The organism is Streptomyces sp. NPDC001530 (assembly GCF_042894545.1).
Taxonomy (GTDB): Bacteria; Actinomycetota; Actinomycetes; order Streptomycetales; family Streptomycetaceae; genus Streptomyces.
Map to the genome: position 1 here is coordinate 13,284 of NZ_JBIAVS010000032.1, position 14,906 is coordinate 28,189.

11 protein-coding genes and 1 pseudogene are annotated in these 14,906 nt (G+C 70.8%); 1 reads left to right on the top strand and 11 read right to left on the bottom strand.

Features of this window, described 5'->3' with window-relative positions; translation table 11 throughout:
* Window positions 1-30: 30 nt before the first annotated feature.
* The 5 genes and pseudogenes from ACFY0T_RS43845 to ACFY0T_RS43865 all read right to left on the bottom strand — a co-directional run bounded on the left by ACFY0T_RS43845 (window position 31) and on the right by ACFY0T_RS43865 (window position 8,067).
* Complete coding sequence (locus ACFY0T_RS43845) at window positions 31-1,194, bottom strand: substrate-binding domain-containing protein (RefSeq protein ID WP_388884133.1); 1,164 nt, start codon at window positions 1,192-1,194, stop codon at window positions 31-33.
* A 68-nt stretch (window positions 1,195-1,262) separates the two neighbouring features.
* Window positions 1,263-2,420, bottom strand: a complete 1,158-nt coding sequence (locus ACFY0T_RS43850) for an ABC transporter permease (protein ID WP_388884134.1) — start codon at window positions 2,418-2,420, stop codon at window positions 1,263-1,265.
* The gene (locus ACFY0T_RS43855) at window positions 2,417-3,964 is read right to left on the bottom strand and encodes a sugar ABC transporter ATP-binding protein (protein ID WP_388884135.1); all 1,548 of its coding nucleotides are present in this window, start codon (window positions 3,962-3,964) and stop codon (window positions 2,417-2,419) included. The genes ACFY0T_RS43850 and ACFY0T_RS43855 overlap by 4 nt, the downstream gene beginning before the upstream one ends.
* 145 nt (window positions 3,965-4,109) lie before the next feature.
* Window positions 4,110-6,968, bottom strand: coding sequence for a SpoIIE family protein phosphatase (locus ACFY0T_RS43860; RefSeq protein WP_388884136.1), 2,859 nt, complete (start codon window positions 6,966-6,968; stop codon window positions 4,110-4,112).
* A gap of 129 nt (window positions 6,969-7,097) precedes the next feature.
* Window positions 7,098-8,067 (bottom strand): annotated as a pseudogene (locus ACFY0T_RS43865) (cyclase family protein).
* 179 nt (window positions 8,068-8,246) lie between these two features.
* On the opposite strand from ACFY0T_RS43865, the gene ACFY0T_RS43870 reads away from it, so the two are divergent.
* Window positions 8,247-8,384, top strand: a complete 138-nt coding sequence (locus ACFY0T_RS43870) for a hypothetical protein (RefSeq protein WP_388884137.1) — start codon at window positions 8,247-8,249, stop codon at window positions 8,382-8,384.
* Window positions 8,385-8,499: 115 nt separating this feature from the next.
* Here ACFY0T_RS43870 and ACFY0T_RS43875 read toward each other — a convergent pair whose 3' ends face one another.
* From ACFY0T_RS43875 to ACFY0T_RS43900, 6 genes are all read right to left on the bottom strand, one after another.
* Window positions 8,500-8,826, bottom strand: a complete 327-nt coding sequence (locus tag ACFY0T_RS43875) for a putative quinol monooxygenase (RefSeq protein WP_388884138.1) — start codon at window positions 8,824-8,826, stop codon at window positions 8,500-8,502.
* Between the two features lie 34 nt (window positions 8,827-8,860).
* The gene (locus ACFY0T_RS43880; RefSeq protein ID WP_388884139.1) at window positions 8,861-10,207 is read right to left on the bottom strand and encodes an Nramp family divalent metal transporter; all 1,347 of its coding nucleotides are present in this window, start codon (window positions 10,205-10,207) and stop codon (window positions 8,861-8,863) included.
* A 153-nt stretch (window positions 10,208-10,360) separates the two neighbouring features.
* Window positions 10,361-12,013, bottom strand: coding sequence for a chaperonin GroEL (gene groL, locus ACFY0T_RS43885; protein ID WP_388884140.1), 1,653 nt, complete (start codon window positions 12,011-12,013; stop codon window positions 10,361-10,363).
* A 152-nt stretch (window positions 12,014-12,165) separates the two neighbouring features.
* Window positions 12,166-13,191 (bottom strand): NAD(P)-dependent alcohol dehydrogenase, encoded by a 1,026-nt coding sequence (locus ACFY0T_RS43890; RefSeq protein WP_388884141.1) that lies wholly within the window; start codon window positions 13,189-13,191, stop codon window positions 12,166-12,168.
* Window positions 13,188-13,904, bottom strand: a complete 717-nt coding sequence (locus ACFY0T_RS43895) for an iron-sulfur cluster assembly protein (RefSeq protein WP_388884142.1) — start codon at window positions 13,902-13,904, stop codon at window positions 13,188-13,190. The genes ACFY0T_RS43890 and ACFY0T_RS43895 overlap by 4 nt, the downstream gene beginning before the upstream one ends.
* Window positions 13,901-14,899 (bottom strand): amidohydrolase family protein, encoded by a 999-nt coding sequence (locus ACFY0T_RS43900; protein ID WP_388884143.1) that lies wholly within the window; start codon window positions 14,897-14,899, stop codon window positions 13,901-13,903. Before ACFY0T_RS43900 ends, ACFY0T_RS43895 begins: the two co-directional genes overlap by 4 nt.
* Between the last annotated feature and the right edge of the window lie 7 nt (window positions 14,900-14,906).

The following is a 14,906-nucleotide window of genomic DNA, read 5'->3' on the forward strand; positions in this document are numbered from 1 at the left end:
GATCACGTTGACCAGTCCCCGACGCCGCTGTCACGTGCCCCAGATCTTCCGGTACGCCTCCCGGTAGCCCGAAGGGTCCCAGGTCGTGGCACCGTCGCTGTTGTCGGCCGTGGTGATGTGGACGGGGGCTACGTATCCGCTGGCGGGACGGCCGGAGAAGGCGCGGTTGAACTCGTCGATGATCTGCCAGCCCTGCAGGGACAGCGGCTCCGGCACGGTGGCCGCCTGGTACTGCTCGCTGTTGATGCGCTGGAAGGCGGAGGGGTCGCCGTCCCCGGCGCCGATGTTGAACGGCGGGCCGGAACCCTTCTCGCCGGCCGCGCGGAAGGCCGGGGCGGCATCGGCGAAGTACAGGTCGTTGATGGCGACGGAGTAGGTCCACCGACCCTGGAAGCGGGAGAGGAGCGAGGAGACCTCCCGGGGCGTGCGGCTGCTCGCGTCCGGGATCGGGATGTCCTCGTACGCCAGCAGCTTCACGCCCGAGCAGGTGGCGAGCTCCTTCCTGATCAGCTCGGACTTGTTCTTGGCGAAGGGGATCGAGGCGTCGGTGAAGACCACGACCCCGGCGTGGCCGTTGGAGTGCGAGATGACCCATTGCGCGCTGACTCTGGCAACGTCGTCGACGTCGGTGGTGACGTTGGTGAAGAGCCGGGGCCGCCGGCTGGGGCCGGGGGCAGCGACCGCGTGCCAGCCGATGAGCGGGATACGTGCCGCGTTGGCCCGCGAGACCTGCCGCGAGGTCGAGTTGGGGTCGAAGCCGCCGATGACGATGCCCGAGGGCTTGAGGGCCACGGCCTCGCTCATCGCCGCCTGGATGCCGGCGGGGGTACCGCCACCGTCGATCACCCGGACGTTCCAGCCGATGACCCGCGCGGCTGCCCTCACGCCCTTCGCGGCGCCCGCGACTCCGGGATTGGTCATGGTCTGGGCGACGTAGACGATGGTCTTGCCGGACACCGCCGGCGGGCCGCTGGTCGGTCCGTTCCAGGGGACGTCCGTCTTCTCCGCCTGTCTGACGGCGGCCTGGGCCCTTGCCTGGGCCGCGGGGCAGCCGCTCGAGCCCGTGGTGGACTCCTCCGGGCCGCTCGACGAGCCGCGTTCGCAGCCGGCAAGGACGGTTGTCGCAGCCAGCAGGGCGGTGGCGACGGACCGACCTTTGAGGACTCCGGGGGTGGCTTTGCGGTTGCAGTGCACGGGAGCTCCTCGCGGAGATGAGCGGGAGGACGCGGCCGGGGGCACCCAGGGGGTGCCCATGGCACGGTTCATGGAGAGGTGCCCGCTGCGCCACCGTCCTGCGTCGGGGAGGATGGCGGCTTTGGCGGTACGGCAGGCGCATCGCGGGCCGCGATGGCGCCGGTGCGCAGGCGGCGCGCGGAGTAGCCGGCCAGGCCGACGGCGATGAGCAGGGTGCCGCCGTAGAACAGCGGGACCGTCCAGAAGTCGGCGCCCATCTGGCCGATGCCGGTGAGGCCGACGGCGACGACAGCGACGGCGACGAGGGTGCCCATCGCGTTGGGGCGGCCGGGTTTGATCGCGGTGGAGCCGAGGAGGGCGCCGACGAAGGCGGGCAGCAGGTAGTCGAGTCCGACGCTCGGATTGCCGATCTGCTGCTGGGCGGCGAGCAGCACTCCGGCGAAGCCGACGATCAGCCCCGAGGCGGCGAAGGCATAGACGGTGTACTTGCGGACCGGGATGCCGACGAGGTCGGCCGCGCGCGGGTTCGACCCGACGACGTACAGGTACCGGCCGAGCGGCAGCCGTTCCAGTACCAGCCAGAGGGCGACCGCGAGGGCGAGCACGTAGAAGGCGGGGAGCGGAAGGCCGAGGAACGTGGAGTTGTACAGGTCGGTGAAGGAGGCCGGGAGGCCTTGCGGGCCGGCGACGATCCGGCCGCCGTCGGTGATCCAGCCGGTCACGGCGTACATCATGCTGCCGGTCCCGAGGGTGGCGATGAAGGAGTCGATCCGGCCGAACTCGACGATGACGCCGTTGAGGACGCCCACGACCGCCCCTCCGACGATCACCGCGAGGCAGGCGAGCGGCCAGGGCCACCCGTCGTTGACGACCAGCTGCAGCACCATGACGTGCGCCAGGCCGAGGCCGTAGCCGAGGGAGAGGTCGAACGCACCGGTCACGATGGGGACCATGGCGGCCAGCGCGAGAACGGCTGGGATCGACTGGTTGGAAAGGATCGAGTCGACGGTGTCCAGGGTGGGAAAAGTGCGCGGCAGGGTGAGGGAGAAGATCAGGAAGAGCAGGGCGGTGAGGGCCAGGAGGCCGTAAGCGCCGATGAGGTGCCCGCCCGCGCCGCGCAGTCGGGCCGGGAGACTCGGCCTGCCCCGTCGGCTGAGTCGGTTCAGCCGACCCTGTCGATGCGGTCGCGGCCGGGGCGAGGAGGGGGAGGGCGGCGGGGCGGTCACGAGTTCGTCGCGGTTCCGGCGGGAGGCATGGCCGAAGCCGCCCGGGTGAGCCCGGCGACGGTGAGGGCCGGACCGCTCAACTCGGCCGTCACGGACCCGCGGACGAAGGCCAGGGCGCGCCGGCACACGTCCACGACCTCCTGGAAGTCGGTGGAGATGAGCAGGACCGCGAGGCCGGCGGCCAGTGCCTCGTCGAGCAGGCGGTGGACCGCGGCCTTGGCGCCGACGTCCACGCTCGCGGTCGGCTCCTCGAGGATCAGCAGGCGCAGGCCCACCCGGAGCCACCGGCCGATCATGACCTTCTGCTGGTTTCCGCCGGACAGGGTGGCGATGGGGGCCTCGCTGTCGCGGGGGCGCACCGAGAACCGTTCGATCAGGGTGGCGGCCTCGGCGCGTTCGCGGCGGGGGCTGATCCAGCGCAGCGCCGGCAGGCCGCCCGCACGGGGGTTGGCCAGGAGGTTCTCCCGTACGGTCAGCTCGGCGAGGCAGCCCTCCCGCTGTCTGTCGCCGGGCACGAAGGCGACACCGAGTCCGACGGCGTCGGCGACCGTACGGGGACTGTAGGGGCGGCCGCCGAGAAGGGCCCGTCCGCCGAGGAGGGGTCGGGAACCCGCGAGGGCTCGGCCGAGGTCCATGTGTCCGGCGCCCGTGAGGCCGACCAGGCCGAGGACTTCCCCGGCCCTGAGTTCCAGGTCGACCGGTCCCGCGCCGACGGTCCGTACGCCGTCGAGGGTCAGGACGGCCGGGCCGCCGACCGGGGCCGTGGCGGGGTGGTGGTCGGTCAGTTCCTCTCCGATGATGTCGTGCACGAGGCGGGCAGGGCTCTGGCCCGCCAGCGCGCCGTGGCTGACGAGGAGGCCGTCACGCAGGACGGCGAAGGTGTCGGCGACCTCGTACACCTCGTCCAGACGGTGGCTGACGTAGAGGATGCCGTGCCCCCGGTCGCGCAGGGTGTGCAGGACGCGGAACAGCCGGGCGCAGTCCGCGGCGGGGAGGCGGGCGGTCGGCTCGTCGAGGACGATGAGCTTCGCGCGTGCCGCCAGGGCTCGTGCGATGGCGACCAGTGAACGCTCGGCCGGGGCGAGCCGGGCGAGGGGTGCGTCGGGATCGAGATGTCCGGCGACGATGCGCAGGGCCTCGGCGCAGCCCTCTCGGTTCCGCCGCCAGGAGATCAGCCCGGCGCGCCGCGGATACCCCGTGCTCAGGGCGATGTTCTCGGCGACCGTCATCCACTCCACCAGACCGAGATCCTGGTGGATGAAGGACATGCTGCGGGAAGCGGCATGACTCCCGAGCGGGTGCCCGTCCACCGTGATCCGCCCTGCGTCGGCGTGGTGGACGCCGGCGAGCACCTTGATGAGCGTGGACTTTCCGGCTCCGTTGGGACCGAGCAGGGCGAGGACGCTGCCGGCGTGGACGTCCAGGTCGACCCCGGCCAGCGCGAGGGTCCCGCCGAACCGCTTGGCGAGCCCGCGGATACGCACCAGAGGTTCCGCCCCGAAGGGTGGGACCACCTGCGCAGAGGTGTCGGGAGCGTCGTGCACGGACATCTCCGGGGATCGGCCTGGCGAGTTCTTCCCGACGTTCAAGGGGGATACTAGCCGAACAAATCACAATATTTCGGACATTCTCCAGCTCGCTGTGGCTCCAAGGGGTCAGCGGGCCGCCGTCGGAGCGCCGTGCCCGTCCTCACGCGGCTTCGAGCCCGCATTCCGCCCAGATGACCTTGCCCTGCGGGAGGTAGCGCGTGCCCCAGCTCTGTGACAGCTGCGCGACGAGGAACAGGCCACGACCGCCCTCGTCGGTGCTGGCCGCCCGGCGCAGGTGCGGGGCGGTGTTGCTGGCGTCGGAAACCTCGCAGATCAGGGTGCGGTCGTGGAGCAGCCGGACCCGGATGGGCCCGGCACCATGGCGGATGGCGTTGGTGACCAGCTCGCTGAGCATCAGTTCCGCGGCGAACGCGGCGTCGTCGAGCCCCCAGTCGGCCAGCTGCCGGGTGGCGGAGGCGCGGACCTCGCTGACGAGCGCCGGGTCGGCGGCCAGGTCCCAGGTGGCGATCCGCTGGGGGTCGACGGCCTGGGTGCGGGCAACGAGCAGGGCGATGTCGTCGCAGGGATGGGCGGGCGCCACGGTGTCCAGGACCGCCTGGCAGGTCTCCTCGGGCGTGCGCTCCGGGTGGGCCAGTACCCCGCGCAGCTGGTCGAGGACCACGTCGACGTCGCGGTGACGGTCCTCGATGAGCCCGTCGGTGTAGAGGACCAGTTGGCTGTCTTTGGGGAGGGGGATCTCGGCGGCTTCGAAGGGCAGGCCCCCGAGGCCGAGAGGGGGTCCGGCGGGCAGGTCGGGGAACGACACGTTGCCGTCGGGGTGGACCAGCGCGGGCGGGGGGTGGCCGGCGCGGGCCATGGTGCACTGCTGTGAGGTCGGGTCGTAGATGGCGTACAGACACGTCGCGCCGATGATGCCGGCGCCGTCAGAGGCGGGGTCCTCCCGGTCCAGGCGTCCCACGAGGTTGTCGAGGTGGGTGAGCACTTCGTCCGGGGGGAAGTCGAGTTCGGCGAAGCTGCGGGCGGCGGTGCGCAGCCGGCCCATGGTGGCGGCGGAGAGCATGCCGTGGCCGACGACGTCGCCGACGAAGAGGCCGATGCGGGTGCCGGACAGGGGGATGACGTCATACCAGTCTCCCCCGACGCAGGATTCGGCGGGCAGGTAGCGATGGGCGACCTTGACGGCGTCCTGGTCGGGCAGACCATGCGGGAGCAGGCTGCGCTGCAGGGCCAGGACCATGGTGCGTTCGCGCGTGTAGCGCCGGGCGTTGTCGATGGACAGTGCGGCGCGGGCGGCGAGTTCCTGGGCCAGCGAACGGTCGTCGTCCCCGAAGGGGGCGGGGTCCTGCGCGCGGTAGAAGGAGGCGACGCCCAGCACGACACCGCGGGCGACGAGGGGCACCGCAATGAGGGAGTGGACGTGGCTCAGCAGCCGTTCTGTGTGCTCGGGGTCCTGCGCGAGCCAGCCCGCGGCGACCTTCAGGTCCGGTTCCAGCACTGCCTCCCCGCTGGTCAGACACCGCAGCTGGGGCGCGGTCGGGCCGAAGTCGGCCTGCTTGCCGACCGGGCTGAAGGGAAGGTCGTCGCAGATGCCGTGGACCACCGTACGGCGCAGGTCACTGCGGGGATCGGCGGACTCCTCGCCGCGCAGTACGGGCTCCGGCAGGTCGATAGTGACGAAGTCGGCCAGTCGCGGCACCGCCGTCTCCGCGAGTTCCTCGGCCGTGCGGCGCACGTCCAGGGTGGAGCCTATGCGGGCGCTGGCCTCGGACAGCAGCTCCAGGCGGCGGCGCGCGGCCAAGGCGTACGTCCCGACGTGCGGCTCCCCCACCATCACGAGCCCTCTCGCGGGAAGCGGGGAGCCGAGGTAGCCGTCCGTCGCGCCGTCGACGTCGGCGGTCGTGATGCCCTCGCCGCCTACGGCGACCTGGCCGGATGCCGTGACGGAGAGATGCCCGGGCGCCGCGACGCCGGGAACGGCCCCGGACGCCTGGGAGGCAGGGACGACGGCAGGCTCGGCGAGGAAGCCACGCGGCACGTCGACCTGGTGCGGCATGGTGAAAGGCTCGCGCGGTGAAGTGCCGGGGAGGACGGCCTCGATGGCGATGCCCTCCACTCCGGAGGCACTCTTCATCGGACGGCTCACCAGCGTGACCGGCCGGCCGTCGGGCAGGGACACATCGACCGCGGCCCGCTGCGCGCGGGAGATCAGCTCGGCGGCCTTCTCCATGATGACCGCCCGGTCCCGGGGGTGCAGCTCGAGGGCCAGTTCGTCCACCCCGACGCTGCGGTAAAGGCCAACGGCGGCTTCGGCCGCGGTGTCCAGGTACGTCCGCAGCAGAGCGCGCTCACGCGCGGAACTCTGCCCCAGCAGCCGCCGCTCGATGGCCTCGGCCGCCTTGCGGATCACGGTGGCGAGCGCCGGGTCCTCGGCCTTGCGCGGATAGCCGAAGCACAGGACGCCCTCGATGCGACCGCTGAGCGGGTCGCGAACGGGAAGCGCCCGGCAGGCACTGCCCTGGGAGCGCTCGGCGAAGTGCTCAGCACCGTAGACCCGGACGAGCTTGCGTTCCGCCAGGGCGAGACCGATGCCGTTGGTACCGGCGACCTGCTCGGCGAACACGAACCCCGGGACGCTCTGGAAGGCCGGGAGACTTCTGGCCAGCGACGCCTCTCCGAAACGGCGCAGGAGAACCGTCCCGCTCGCATCGGCGACGGAGATGTTCATCGAGCTGCCGGCGAACCTGGACTGCAGCCGGTCGAGCACCGGCACGGCCGCCTGGACGAGCCGGTCGTCCGGATCGAAGTCCTGCAGGAAGGGAAGGTCGGACTGGTCCGGCGACAGGCCCATGGACCGGCAGCGCTGCCAGGAATTCAGGATCGGCGTGCGCACACCCGCCTCGACCGGCTCCCCCTGCAGAAACCGCTCACGGAAACGGGCGGGCCCCGTGCCGCCTGCAGCACGCCCCGCCGGCATCGGTTCGCCGCCAGACCGAACCACGCTCCGCCTCACTCACGCCCTAGATAATCCGCATTTCGGAAATATCCGGCATTCACGAGGATACGGGCATCAGGGACGTGAGTCACGGTTCGTAAGATCCCCCGCACGGTAACCGGGCGGGGTCGGTTGTCACAGGACCGCGACCGGGTTGACGGGTGAGCCCGTCCCGCCCGGGACGTTCAGCGGCGCCACGACGAGCAGGAACTCATACCGCCCCGCCTCGGCAGTCGCGGCGGAGAGTGATTCCAGGTCGAGGTTGTCCAGCAACGGCACCCCCATCGCGGCCACGGCCAAAGCGTGGACCGGCGAGTGCACACCGTCCACGGGCGAGGGCCGTACATCGCCTGTCGCCATCTCCGCCGAGCAGCGCGATGCCGCGCTCGGCCAGCAGCGGTACGGCGTCCACGTGGAAGCCCGCGCTCGCCGTGTCGGGGTCCCAGGCACCGAGTTCCCTGCGGCGGCGGACGTGTCCGGAACGCAGCAGTACCGCGTCGCCCTCGCCGATCGTGACATCGAGCGCCTTCTCCGCGGCGACGATGTCCCTGGCGTGCACCGCTTGTCCCGGATCCAGCCAGCCGATGCCGAGGACGGCGGGGAGGTCGAGGAGCACACCCGTCGTGACGAGCGGCCCGAGCGTCGACACCGCGCCGAAGCGGGCACCTGCGGCATCGACGACCTCGCGTGCCGCCCGGCCGTCGTAGAGCTGCCCCCGGTAGGCGATGTGGCACAGCGCGTCGAGATGGGTGACGCCCTTGCCGTGGTAGTCGGCGGCGATGAAGTCCTTGTGGGTGGAGGGTTCCGGACTCTCCACGTCACCGAGATCGGTCATGTGGTGCAGGGCGGGCCTGCGGTTGTCCGGGCCGGGCCGGGTGTTCCAGGGCAGCGCCATGGGGACGACCGTCCCGGACCGTACTCGGGCCGTGGCCCGCCGCACTCGGTCCGCGGTCACGCGGTTCCAGGCACCGCGGTCGGCCGGGGCCCAGCGACCCCACGTGCGCACCGCCTCGAAGAGTGCGTCGAACTCCCGACGGGAGACGGCAGGGCCGTTGCCGGTACGGGTAGGCCTGGGATGCGGGGCATCGGCGGAGTTCGAGCTCATCTGTACTCACCGTTCCCAGTCCGAAGAGCGTCGTCCTCGCGGCGAGAAATCCAGCTTTGCACAATTCACGAGGTCGTCTGTCCGGCTGGTGACCACTGTCCCGACGGGCAGACCGACCAGATGTTCACCCTCAACCGGTCACGGCACTCGGCAACGGCCACGCCTACCAGCTCGTCGCCGTGCACAGCGGCAAGTGCGTCGACATCTCCGCCGTCTCCACCCAGCCCCGGGCCCTGATCCACCAGTGGACCTGCGACCCCGCGAGCGCCCTCAGCGCCAAGAAGAACCAGATCTGGCGGCTCCAGGGCAGAGCCTGAGTCTCCGCGCCCTCTGCTCCCCGGCGTTGGGTGAGCAGAGGGCGTCATGCCACCCTCGGACTGCCGTGAGCGGTCCTCATCCTGTGGGCCACGACGCAGCCCCTCCCGCGAGCCGTCAGTTGCGGGGTGCGATCTCCGCCATCCGCGACCATCCTTGCCCTTCGGTCTCGACGTTGATGATCTCGGGCGTCTCGGCGACGACATCCGGCATCCAGGCCATGGCCGCCTTGAAGTGCGCGGAGTTGACGTGCTCGACGCCGGCTTCGGAGGAGGCAAAGGCTTCCAGCAGGACGAAGCGGTTCGGGTCGGCGGTGTCGACGGACCCCTCGAAGAAGAGGTTGCCGGGCTCGGCGCGGGTGGCAGCCGTGAAGTCCGCGACGCGGTCGAGCCACTCGTCCCGGTACTCCGGGCGGACGGGGAAGCGTACGGCGATGAAGATCATTAGGTGCTCCCTGGAGGTTCGACGGGGCAGGCGCTCAGTCGGCGAACAGGCTCACCAGCAGGGCCACGTTCAAGGCCACCACGGTCGCACTGATGACCCACGCCGCACACGTGGTCGCCCGCCGGTTGACCCAGCGGCCCATGACGCCGGCGTCGCGGGTGAGCAGGACCAGCGGGACCAGAGCGAACGGGATGCCGAAGGAGAGGATGATCTGACTGAACACCAGGCTCTCTGTAGGACCGGCGCCGGCCGCGAGCACCACGATCGCGGGTGTCATCGTGAGCAGCCTGCGCAGCAGTACCGGTATCCGGCGGCCGAGGAAGCCGCCCATCACCACCTCGCCCGCATACATGCCGACGCTGGTTCCCGCGAGGCCCGACACAAGCAGGGCCAGCGCGAAGGCGAGGGCCGCGACCGGGCCGACGAGCCGCCCGTACGCGTCGTGCGCCGCGCCGAGCGAGTCGGCGGCCTCGGGCGCACCGGGGTGGAACAGGGTCGCCGCCGACACCAGCAGTGCCACGTTCACGGCGCCCGCGAGGCCCATCGCGATCAGTACGTCGGTGCGTACGTGGCGCAGGAGGCGGCGGCGCAGCGGTCGATCGGGGTCGTCGGGCGGACCGCCGGCTCCGGGGGCGAGGGAGAGGCTGTAGCGATCGCTCGTGAGCGCCGAGTGCAGATAGATCACGTGCGGCATGACCGTGGCACCGACGATCCCCCCGGCCAAGACCACGCTCTCGGCTCCCGAGAGCCCCGGCATCAGCCCGTCGGCGGCCGTGGCCAACGGAGCGCCGGCGCCCAGCACTTGTCCGAGGAACAGCCCCAGCAGACAGGCCAGGCCCGCCGCCATCAGCACCTCGAACCGGCGCCGCCCACGCCCGCGCATCGGCATCAGCAGCAGCGACACCGCCCCGACGACCACGCCACCCACCCACAACGGAAGCCCGAACAGCAGATGCAGGGCGATGGCCCCACCGACCACCTCCGCGAGGTCGGTCATCACGACGACCGCCTCCGCCTGCACCCACAGCCCCCACACCACCGGCCTGCGATACCGCTCACGGCACAGCTCCGGCAGACTCATCCCGGTGGCGACGCCGAGCTTGGCGGAGAGGTACTGCAACAGCATCGCCACGACGTTCGCCGCGAGCAGCACCCACAGCAGCAGCGGCCCGAAGGTCGCACCGGCCTGCACGTTGGTGGCGAAGTTCCCCGGATCGACATAAGCGATCGCGGCGACGAACGCCGGCCCGAGCAGGCTGTACGACAGCCCCGAGCGCAACCGGGGCCGCCGCTCACCGGGTGTACGGCCGGTGAATGTCCTACCTGTGCTCGTCGGTTGATCGAGTTGCCCGGGCCGAGCCGGAGTTGATTCGGTAGCCATGACGCCGCTGTTCTCCTCATCACCGGGGAGGGATGCGCCCCAAAGGGGCGCGGGGCTGTGTCCATATGCGGCTCCGCCGCGTGGGCGCGACCAGCTACAACCGCCCCGCAGCCGACCACGAACCGCACAGGGCAGACGCAACGCACCCACCCGCTACGGAATGTTGGACGGCCGAGGCAGCCCTTCCGCCAGATCACCCATCTCAGGCGAATAAATGGCACCGGGATTCCCGACGACCTCTTCGACGACCAACGTCTCCGTCGTCAGCAGCAGCGCAGCAATCGACGCGGCACTCAGCAGAGCGCTACGCGTGACCTTGACCGGGTCGATGATCCCCCGCAGATGCAGGTCGGCGTAGTCGCCGCGCAAAGCGTCCAAGCCATGCCCGACCGGCTGCGCAGCGACCTTCGCCTCCGCCTCGTCCGGATCAAGACCGGCGTTGATGGCGATCCACCGCAGCGGTTCGGCCAGCGCCTTGGCCACGATGGCGCGGCCCAATGCGACCTCATCACCAGGGAGTTCAACAGCGGCGACGTCAGCGCGAGCGTGCAGCAACGCCGCGCCCCCGCCGGCCACGACCCCTTCCTCGGCCGCCGCCCGAGTCGCGGCGAGCGAGTCCTCCAGCCGCATCTGCTTCTCCTTGAGCTCGACGCCGCTGGCCGCGCCGACGCGGATCACGGCGACGCCGCCGGACAGCTTCGCGATGCGCTCGCTCAGCTTGTCCTGGTCATGCTCGTTGGTGGCCCGCTCCAGCTCGATCTTGAGGTTCTCGATGCGCTCGGCGACCTTCTCGTCGCCGCCCGCCCCGCCCAGCACCGTAGTGGAACGCTCCGTGGCGATGACCTTCTCCGCGCGACCGAGGTCGTCCAGGGTCACGCCCTCCAGCGTGCGGCCGGCCGTACCCGTGATGACCCGCCCGCCGGTCAGCGCCGCCATATCCTCCAACTCGGCGATCCGCCGGAAGCCGAAGCCGGGGGCGCGCACCGCGAGCGAACGGAAGGTGCCGTGCGCGGCGTTGGTGACCAGCATGCCGAGCGCGGGCCCGTCCACGTTTTCCGCGACGACGACCAGCGGGGAGCCGGTGCGCGTCACCCGCTCCAGGATCGGCATGAGCTCCTGCACCTTGGTGATCTTCGTGTCGCAGTACAGCAGGTACGGGTTCTCCAGCACGGTCTCCATGCGTCCCTGGTCGGTGACCATGTACGGGGAGAGCCAGCCGTTGTCGAACTCCAGCCCCTCCGCGTACTCGACGCTCAGCCCGAATGCCGACGACTCCTCGACGGTGACGACGCCGGTGCGGCCGACGCGGGCCACGGCCTGGGCGATTGCCTCGCCGATGGCGGGGTCGTTGTTGGCGGACAGGGCGGCCACGCGCACGAGTTCGTCGTCCGTGCGCACCGGCCGTGACTGGGCGGTGAGCGAGTCGACGGCGGCGGCCACGGCGGCCTCGATGCCGTTCTTCAACAGCACGGGGTTGGCACCCTCGTTGACGGCCTTGAGCCCTTCGCGGACGATCGCCTGGGCGAGCACGGTCGCCGTCGTGGTGCCGTCACCGACATCCCCGTTGGTGCGGGTGGCCACCTCCTTCACGAGCTGGGCGCCCATGTTGGCGAAGGGGTCCTTGAGCTGGATCTCGCGGGCGATGGTGACGCCGTCGTTGGTGATGGTGGGCGGGCCGGTCAGCTTTTCCAGGACCGCGTTGCGGCCTTTCGGGCCCAGGGTGACGCGCACCGCGTCGGCCAGCGCGTTCACCCCGCTCTCCAGCAGTGCGCGCGCTTCGGCATTGAAGCGCAGTTCCTTCGCCATGGCTGTGTCGTCCCTTTCAAGGCTGGTCTGTCCAAAGGGCGTTCAGAAGAGGAGGCGGTGGCGGCGGCCGGGAGTGCGGGCTTCCGTGGTGCGCCGACCCTCACGTACGGGTCCACGGAGCGGCCGCCGCCACCTGTACGGGGAGGTGCGGCTCAGGGCACGAGTACCGCGCGCCCGCGCACCCGGCCCTGGTCCAGGTCGTCCAGGGCCCGGCCGAAGTCGGCCAAGGGGTAGGTGACCGTGTGCAGGGTGACCAGGCCGCGCGCGGCGAGGTCCATCAGTTCCACCAGGTCGGTGTAGGAGCCGACCAGGTTGCCCACGAAGTTGATCTCGGTGGAGATGATGTCGATGGTCGGCACGGACAGGGTGCCGCCGTAGCCGATGACGTAGTAGTCGCCGGCCCGGCGCAGCATCCGTACGCCGTCCTCCAGCGCACCGCCCTCGCCGACGAAGTCCAGGACGGCCTCCGCGCCCTCCCCTCCGGTGAGCGCGGAGACCTGGTCGACCTGGCTGCCGTCGGCGACGACCGTGTGGTGCGCGCCGAGCTCTTCGGCCAGCTTCAATGCCTCCGCCGACCTGTCGACGACGATCAGTTCGGCCGGGGTCAGCGCCCGCAGCACCTGGATACCGATGTGCCCGAGCCCGCCCGCGCCGATCACCACGGCCTTGGCGCCCGGGGCGAGCCTGCGGGCCGCCTTCTTCGCCGCGTGGTACGCCGTCAGGCCCGCGTCGGCCAGCGCCGCCACGTCGGCCGGGGCGAGCCCGGGGTCGAGCGGGACGACGGCGCGGGCGTTGGTGCGCAGGTACTCGGCGAAGCCGCCGTCGGCGTCGATGCCCGGGAAGGCGCTCGCCGTGCAGTGCACGTCGTCGCCACGCCGGCAGGCGGCGCAGAGTCCGCAGGTGGCCAGCGGATGCAAGATCACCGGGTCGCCCGGGGAGAGGCCGGCGACGGCGGAGCCGACCGCCGCGATCCAGCCCGCGTTCTCGTGACCTTGGGTGTACGGCAGGGTCACGCCGCTCTTGGCCTGCCACTGGCCCTCGATGATGTGCAGGTCGGTGCGGCACACTCCGGCGCCGCCGATCTTCACGACCACGTCCAGCGGACCAGCGACGACCGGGTCGGGCACCTCGTCGAGCTTGGGCTTGTGGTCGTAGCGGTGCAGTCGTACGGCTTTCATACGGTTTCCTCCTTCCGGGATCCGGCCCCGTAGCGGGTGGCCAACAGCCCTTCGCACAACTCGGTGTTGGCGCCGATGCCGACTCCCGCCGTACGCCCCCGCAGCAGATGCCGCTCCAGTCCGACCGCCGGTACGGCATGCCCCTCGTCGTCGGTGAACAGGGGCGCGGCCACGTCCACGGACAGACCGAGGAGGGCGCGCCGGCGTCGCAGCGTCACTGTCAGACGCTCCGGCAGATCGCCGAGAACCGCGTCCGCCAACTGCTGCAAGGTCCAGCCGCGTTCGAGGAGCCGCCTGCCGAGCCCGGCCTGGGCGGCCAGGTGCCCCTTCCTCAGAAAGACGGCGCGGAGTTCCTCCATGCGGTCGGCGTCGGCGAGGCCGGGGAACGCCTCGGCGAAGGACTTTCCGCAGCCCACCCCCTGGTTGATCTCGTCGGAGGCGAAGTGGTCCTCCAGGACCACCGTGCACTCCCTGGCCCAGGCCAGCCCGGACAGGGCGCGGCGGGCGTCCTCCACCATCAGCCAGGCGAAGTTGGGGGCGCAGAAGTAGGTCGGCAGCCTGAGTCTGGCCTCCACGGAGCCGTCGGCGCCGACGCTGACGGCTCGTACGAAGCCGAGGTCGGTGATGGGCCGGTCGAGTTCCGGGTCGAGCACCACCGCCAAGGCCGTGTTGACGGCGGTGACCCGGTCGACCGCCTCGGCGACGGCCGTCATGCCGCCACCACTGACAGTGCCGCGCTCTCGGGGACCTTCAGGTCGTACAGCCGCGCATGGTTGAGCCCGAGGATCTTGCGCTTGACGTCGGTGGTGAGCGTGCCGTACTCGCTCTGCAGGTCCTCGGGGATCTGGAAGTCGACGAACTTCTCGATCAGCCACTTCGGGCTCCAGATCGCGTAGTCGCTGCCGAACACGATCCGGTCCTCGTCCAGCCAGTACAGCAACTCGCCGATGATCTGGGCGAAGTAGCGCGGGCGGGTGTGGATGAACGGCATGACCACCGACAGGCCCGCGTACACGTTGGGTTCCTGGGTGGCGATCCAGCAGAAGTCCTCCAGGCGGGGCAGCCCCGAGTGCTCCACGATGAAGTTCAACCCGGGGAATGCGGTGGAGGCGTCGTCGATGTCGGCGACGTCGAACGCGTCCCGGTTCAGCGGCCAGATGGTGGGGCCCTTGTGGACGTGGATGTTGCGGATGCCAAGCTCCTGGCACAGCGCCAGATAGTCGTGGGCCTCGGGGTCGGACAGCTTCCAGCCCTTGGACGAGCCGCGCCACTCGGCGGTGTAGAGCTTGACGCCGCGCAGCTGCCACTCGGCGGCCAGCTTCCGCAGCCGCTCCAGGCCGGCCTCGCCCTCGCGCGGGTCGAAGGAGCCGTTGGCGATCAGCCGGTCGGGGTGCTTGCGGGCCAACCGACCGTTGCGCTCGGTGGTGTTGAAGCCCTTGCGGTAGAACTCGTTGAGGTACGTGGGCTGGAAGATCCCCACGTCGACGTACCCGGTGTCGAACAGGTCGTGGATCAGGTCCTGTTCGCTGTACTTGCGGAACTTCTCCAGCGGCCACACCCACTCCTCGGGGCTGAGGTTGCGCTGGTAGTCGTAGAAGCAGCGGATGAAGCCCTCGCCGTACTTGTTGGCGATGTTCTCCTCGCTCGCGTCCCAGAGGTGGATGTGTCCGTCGACGATGAAGTAGTCGACGCCGTCCTTGTGGTACACGGGTCCT

Coding starts and splice junctions, on each gene's coding strand:
- ACFY0T_RS43895 (WP_388884142.1), bottom strand. CDS start 13,904: ATGACGGCCGTCGCCGAGGCGGTCGACCGGGTCACCGCCGTCAACACG.
- ACFY0T_RS43875 (WP_388884138.1), bottom strand. CDS start 8,826: ATGATCTTCATCGCCGTACGCTTCCCCGTCCGCCCGGAGTACCGGGAC.
- ACFY0T_RS43890 (WP_388884141.1), bottom strand. CDS start 13,191: ATGAAAGCCGTACGACTGCACCGCTACGACCACAAGCCCAAGCTCGAC.
- groL (WP_388884140.1), bottom strand. CDS start 12,013: ATGGCGAAGGAACTGCGCTTCAATGCCGAAGCGCGCGCACTGCTGGAG.
- ACFY0T_RS43880 (WP_388884139.1), bottom strand. CDS start 10,207: ATGGCTACCGAATCAACTCCGGCTCGGCCCGGGCAACTCGATCAACCG.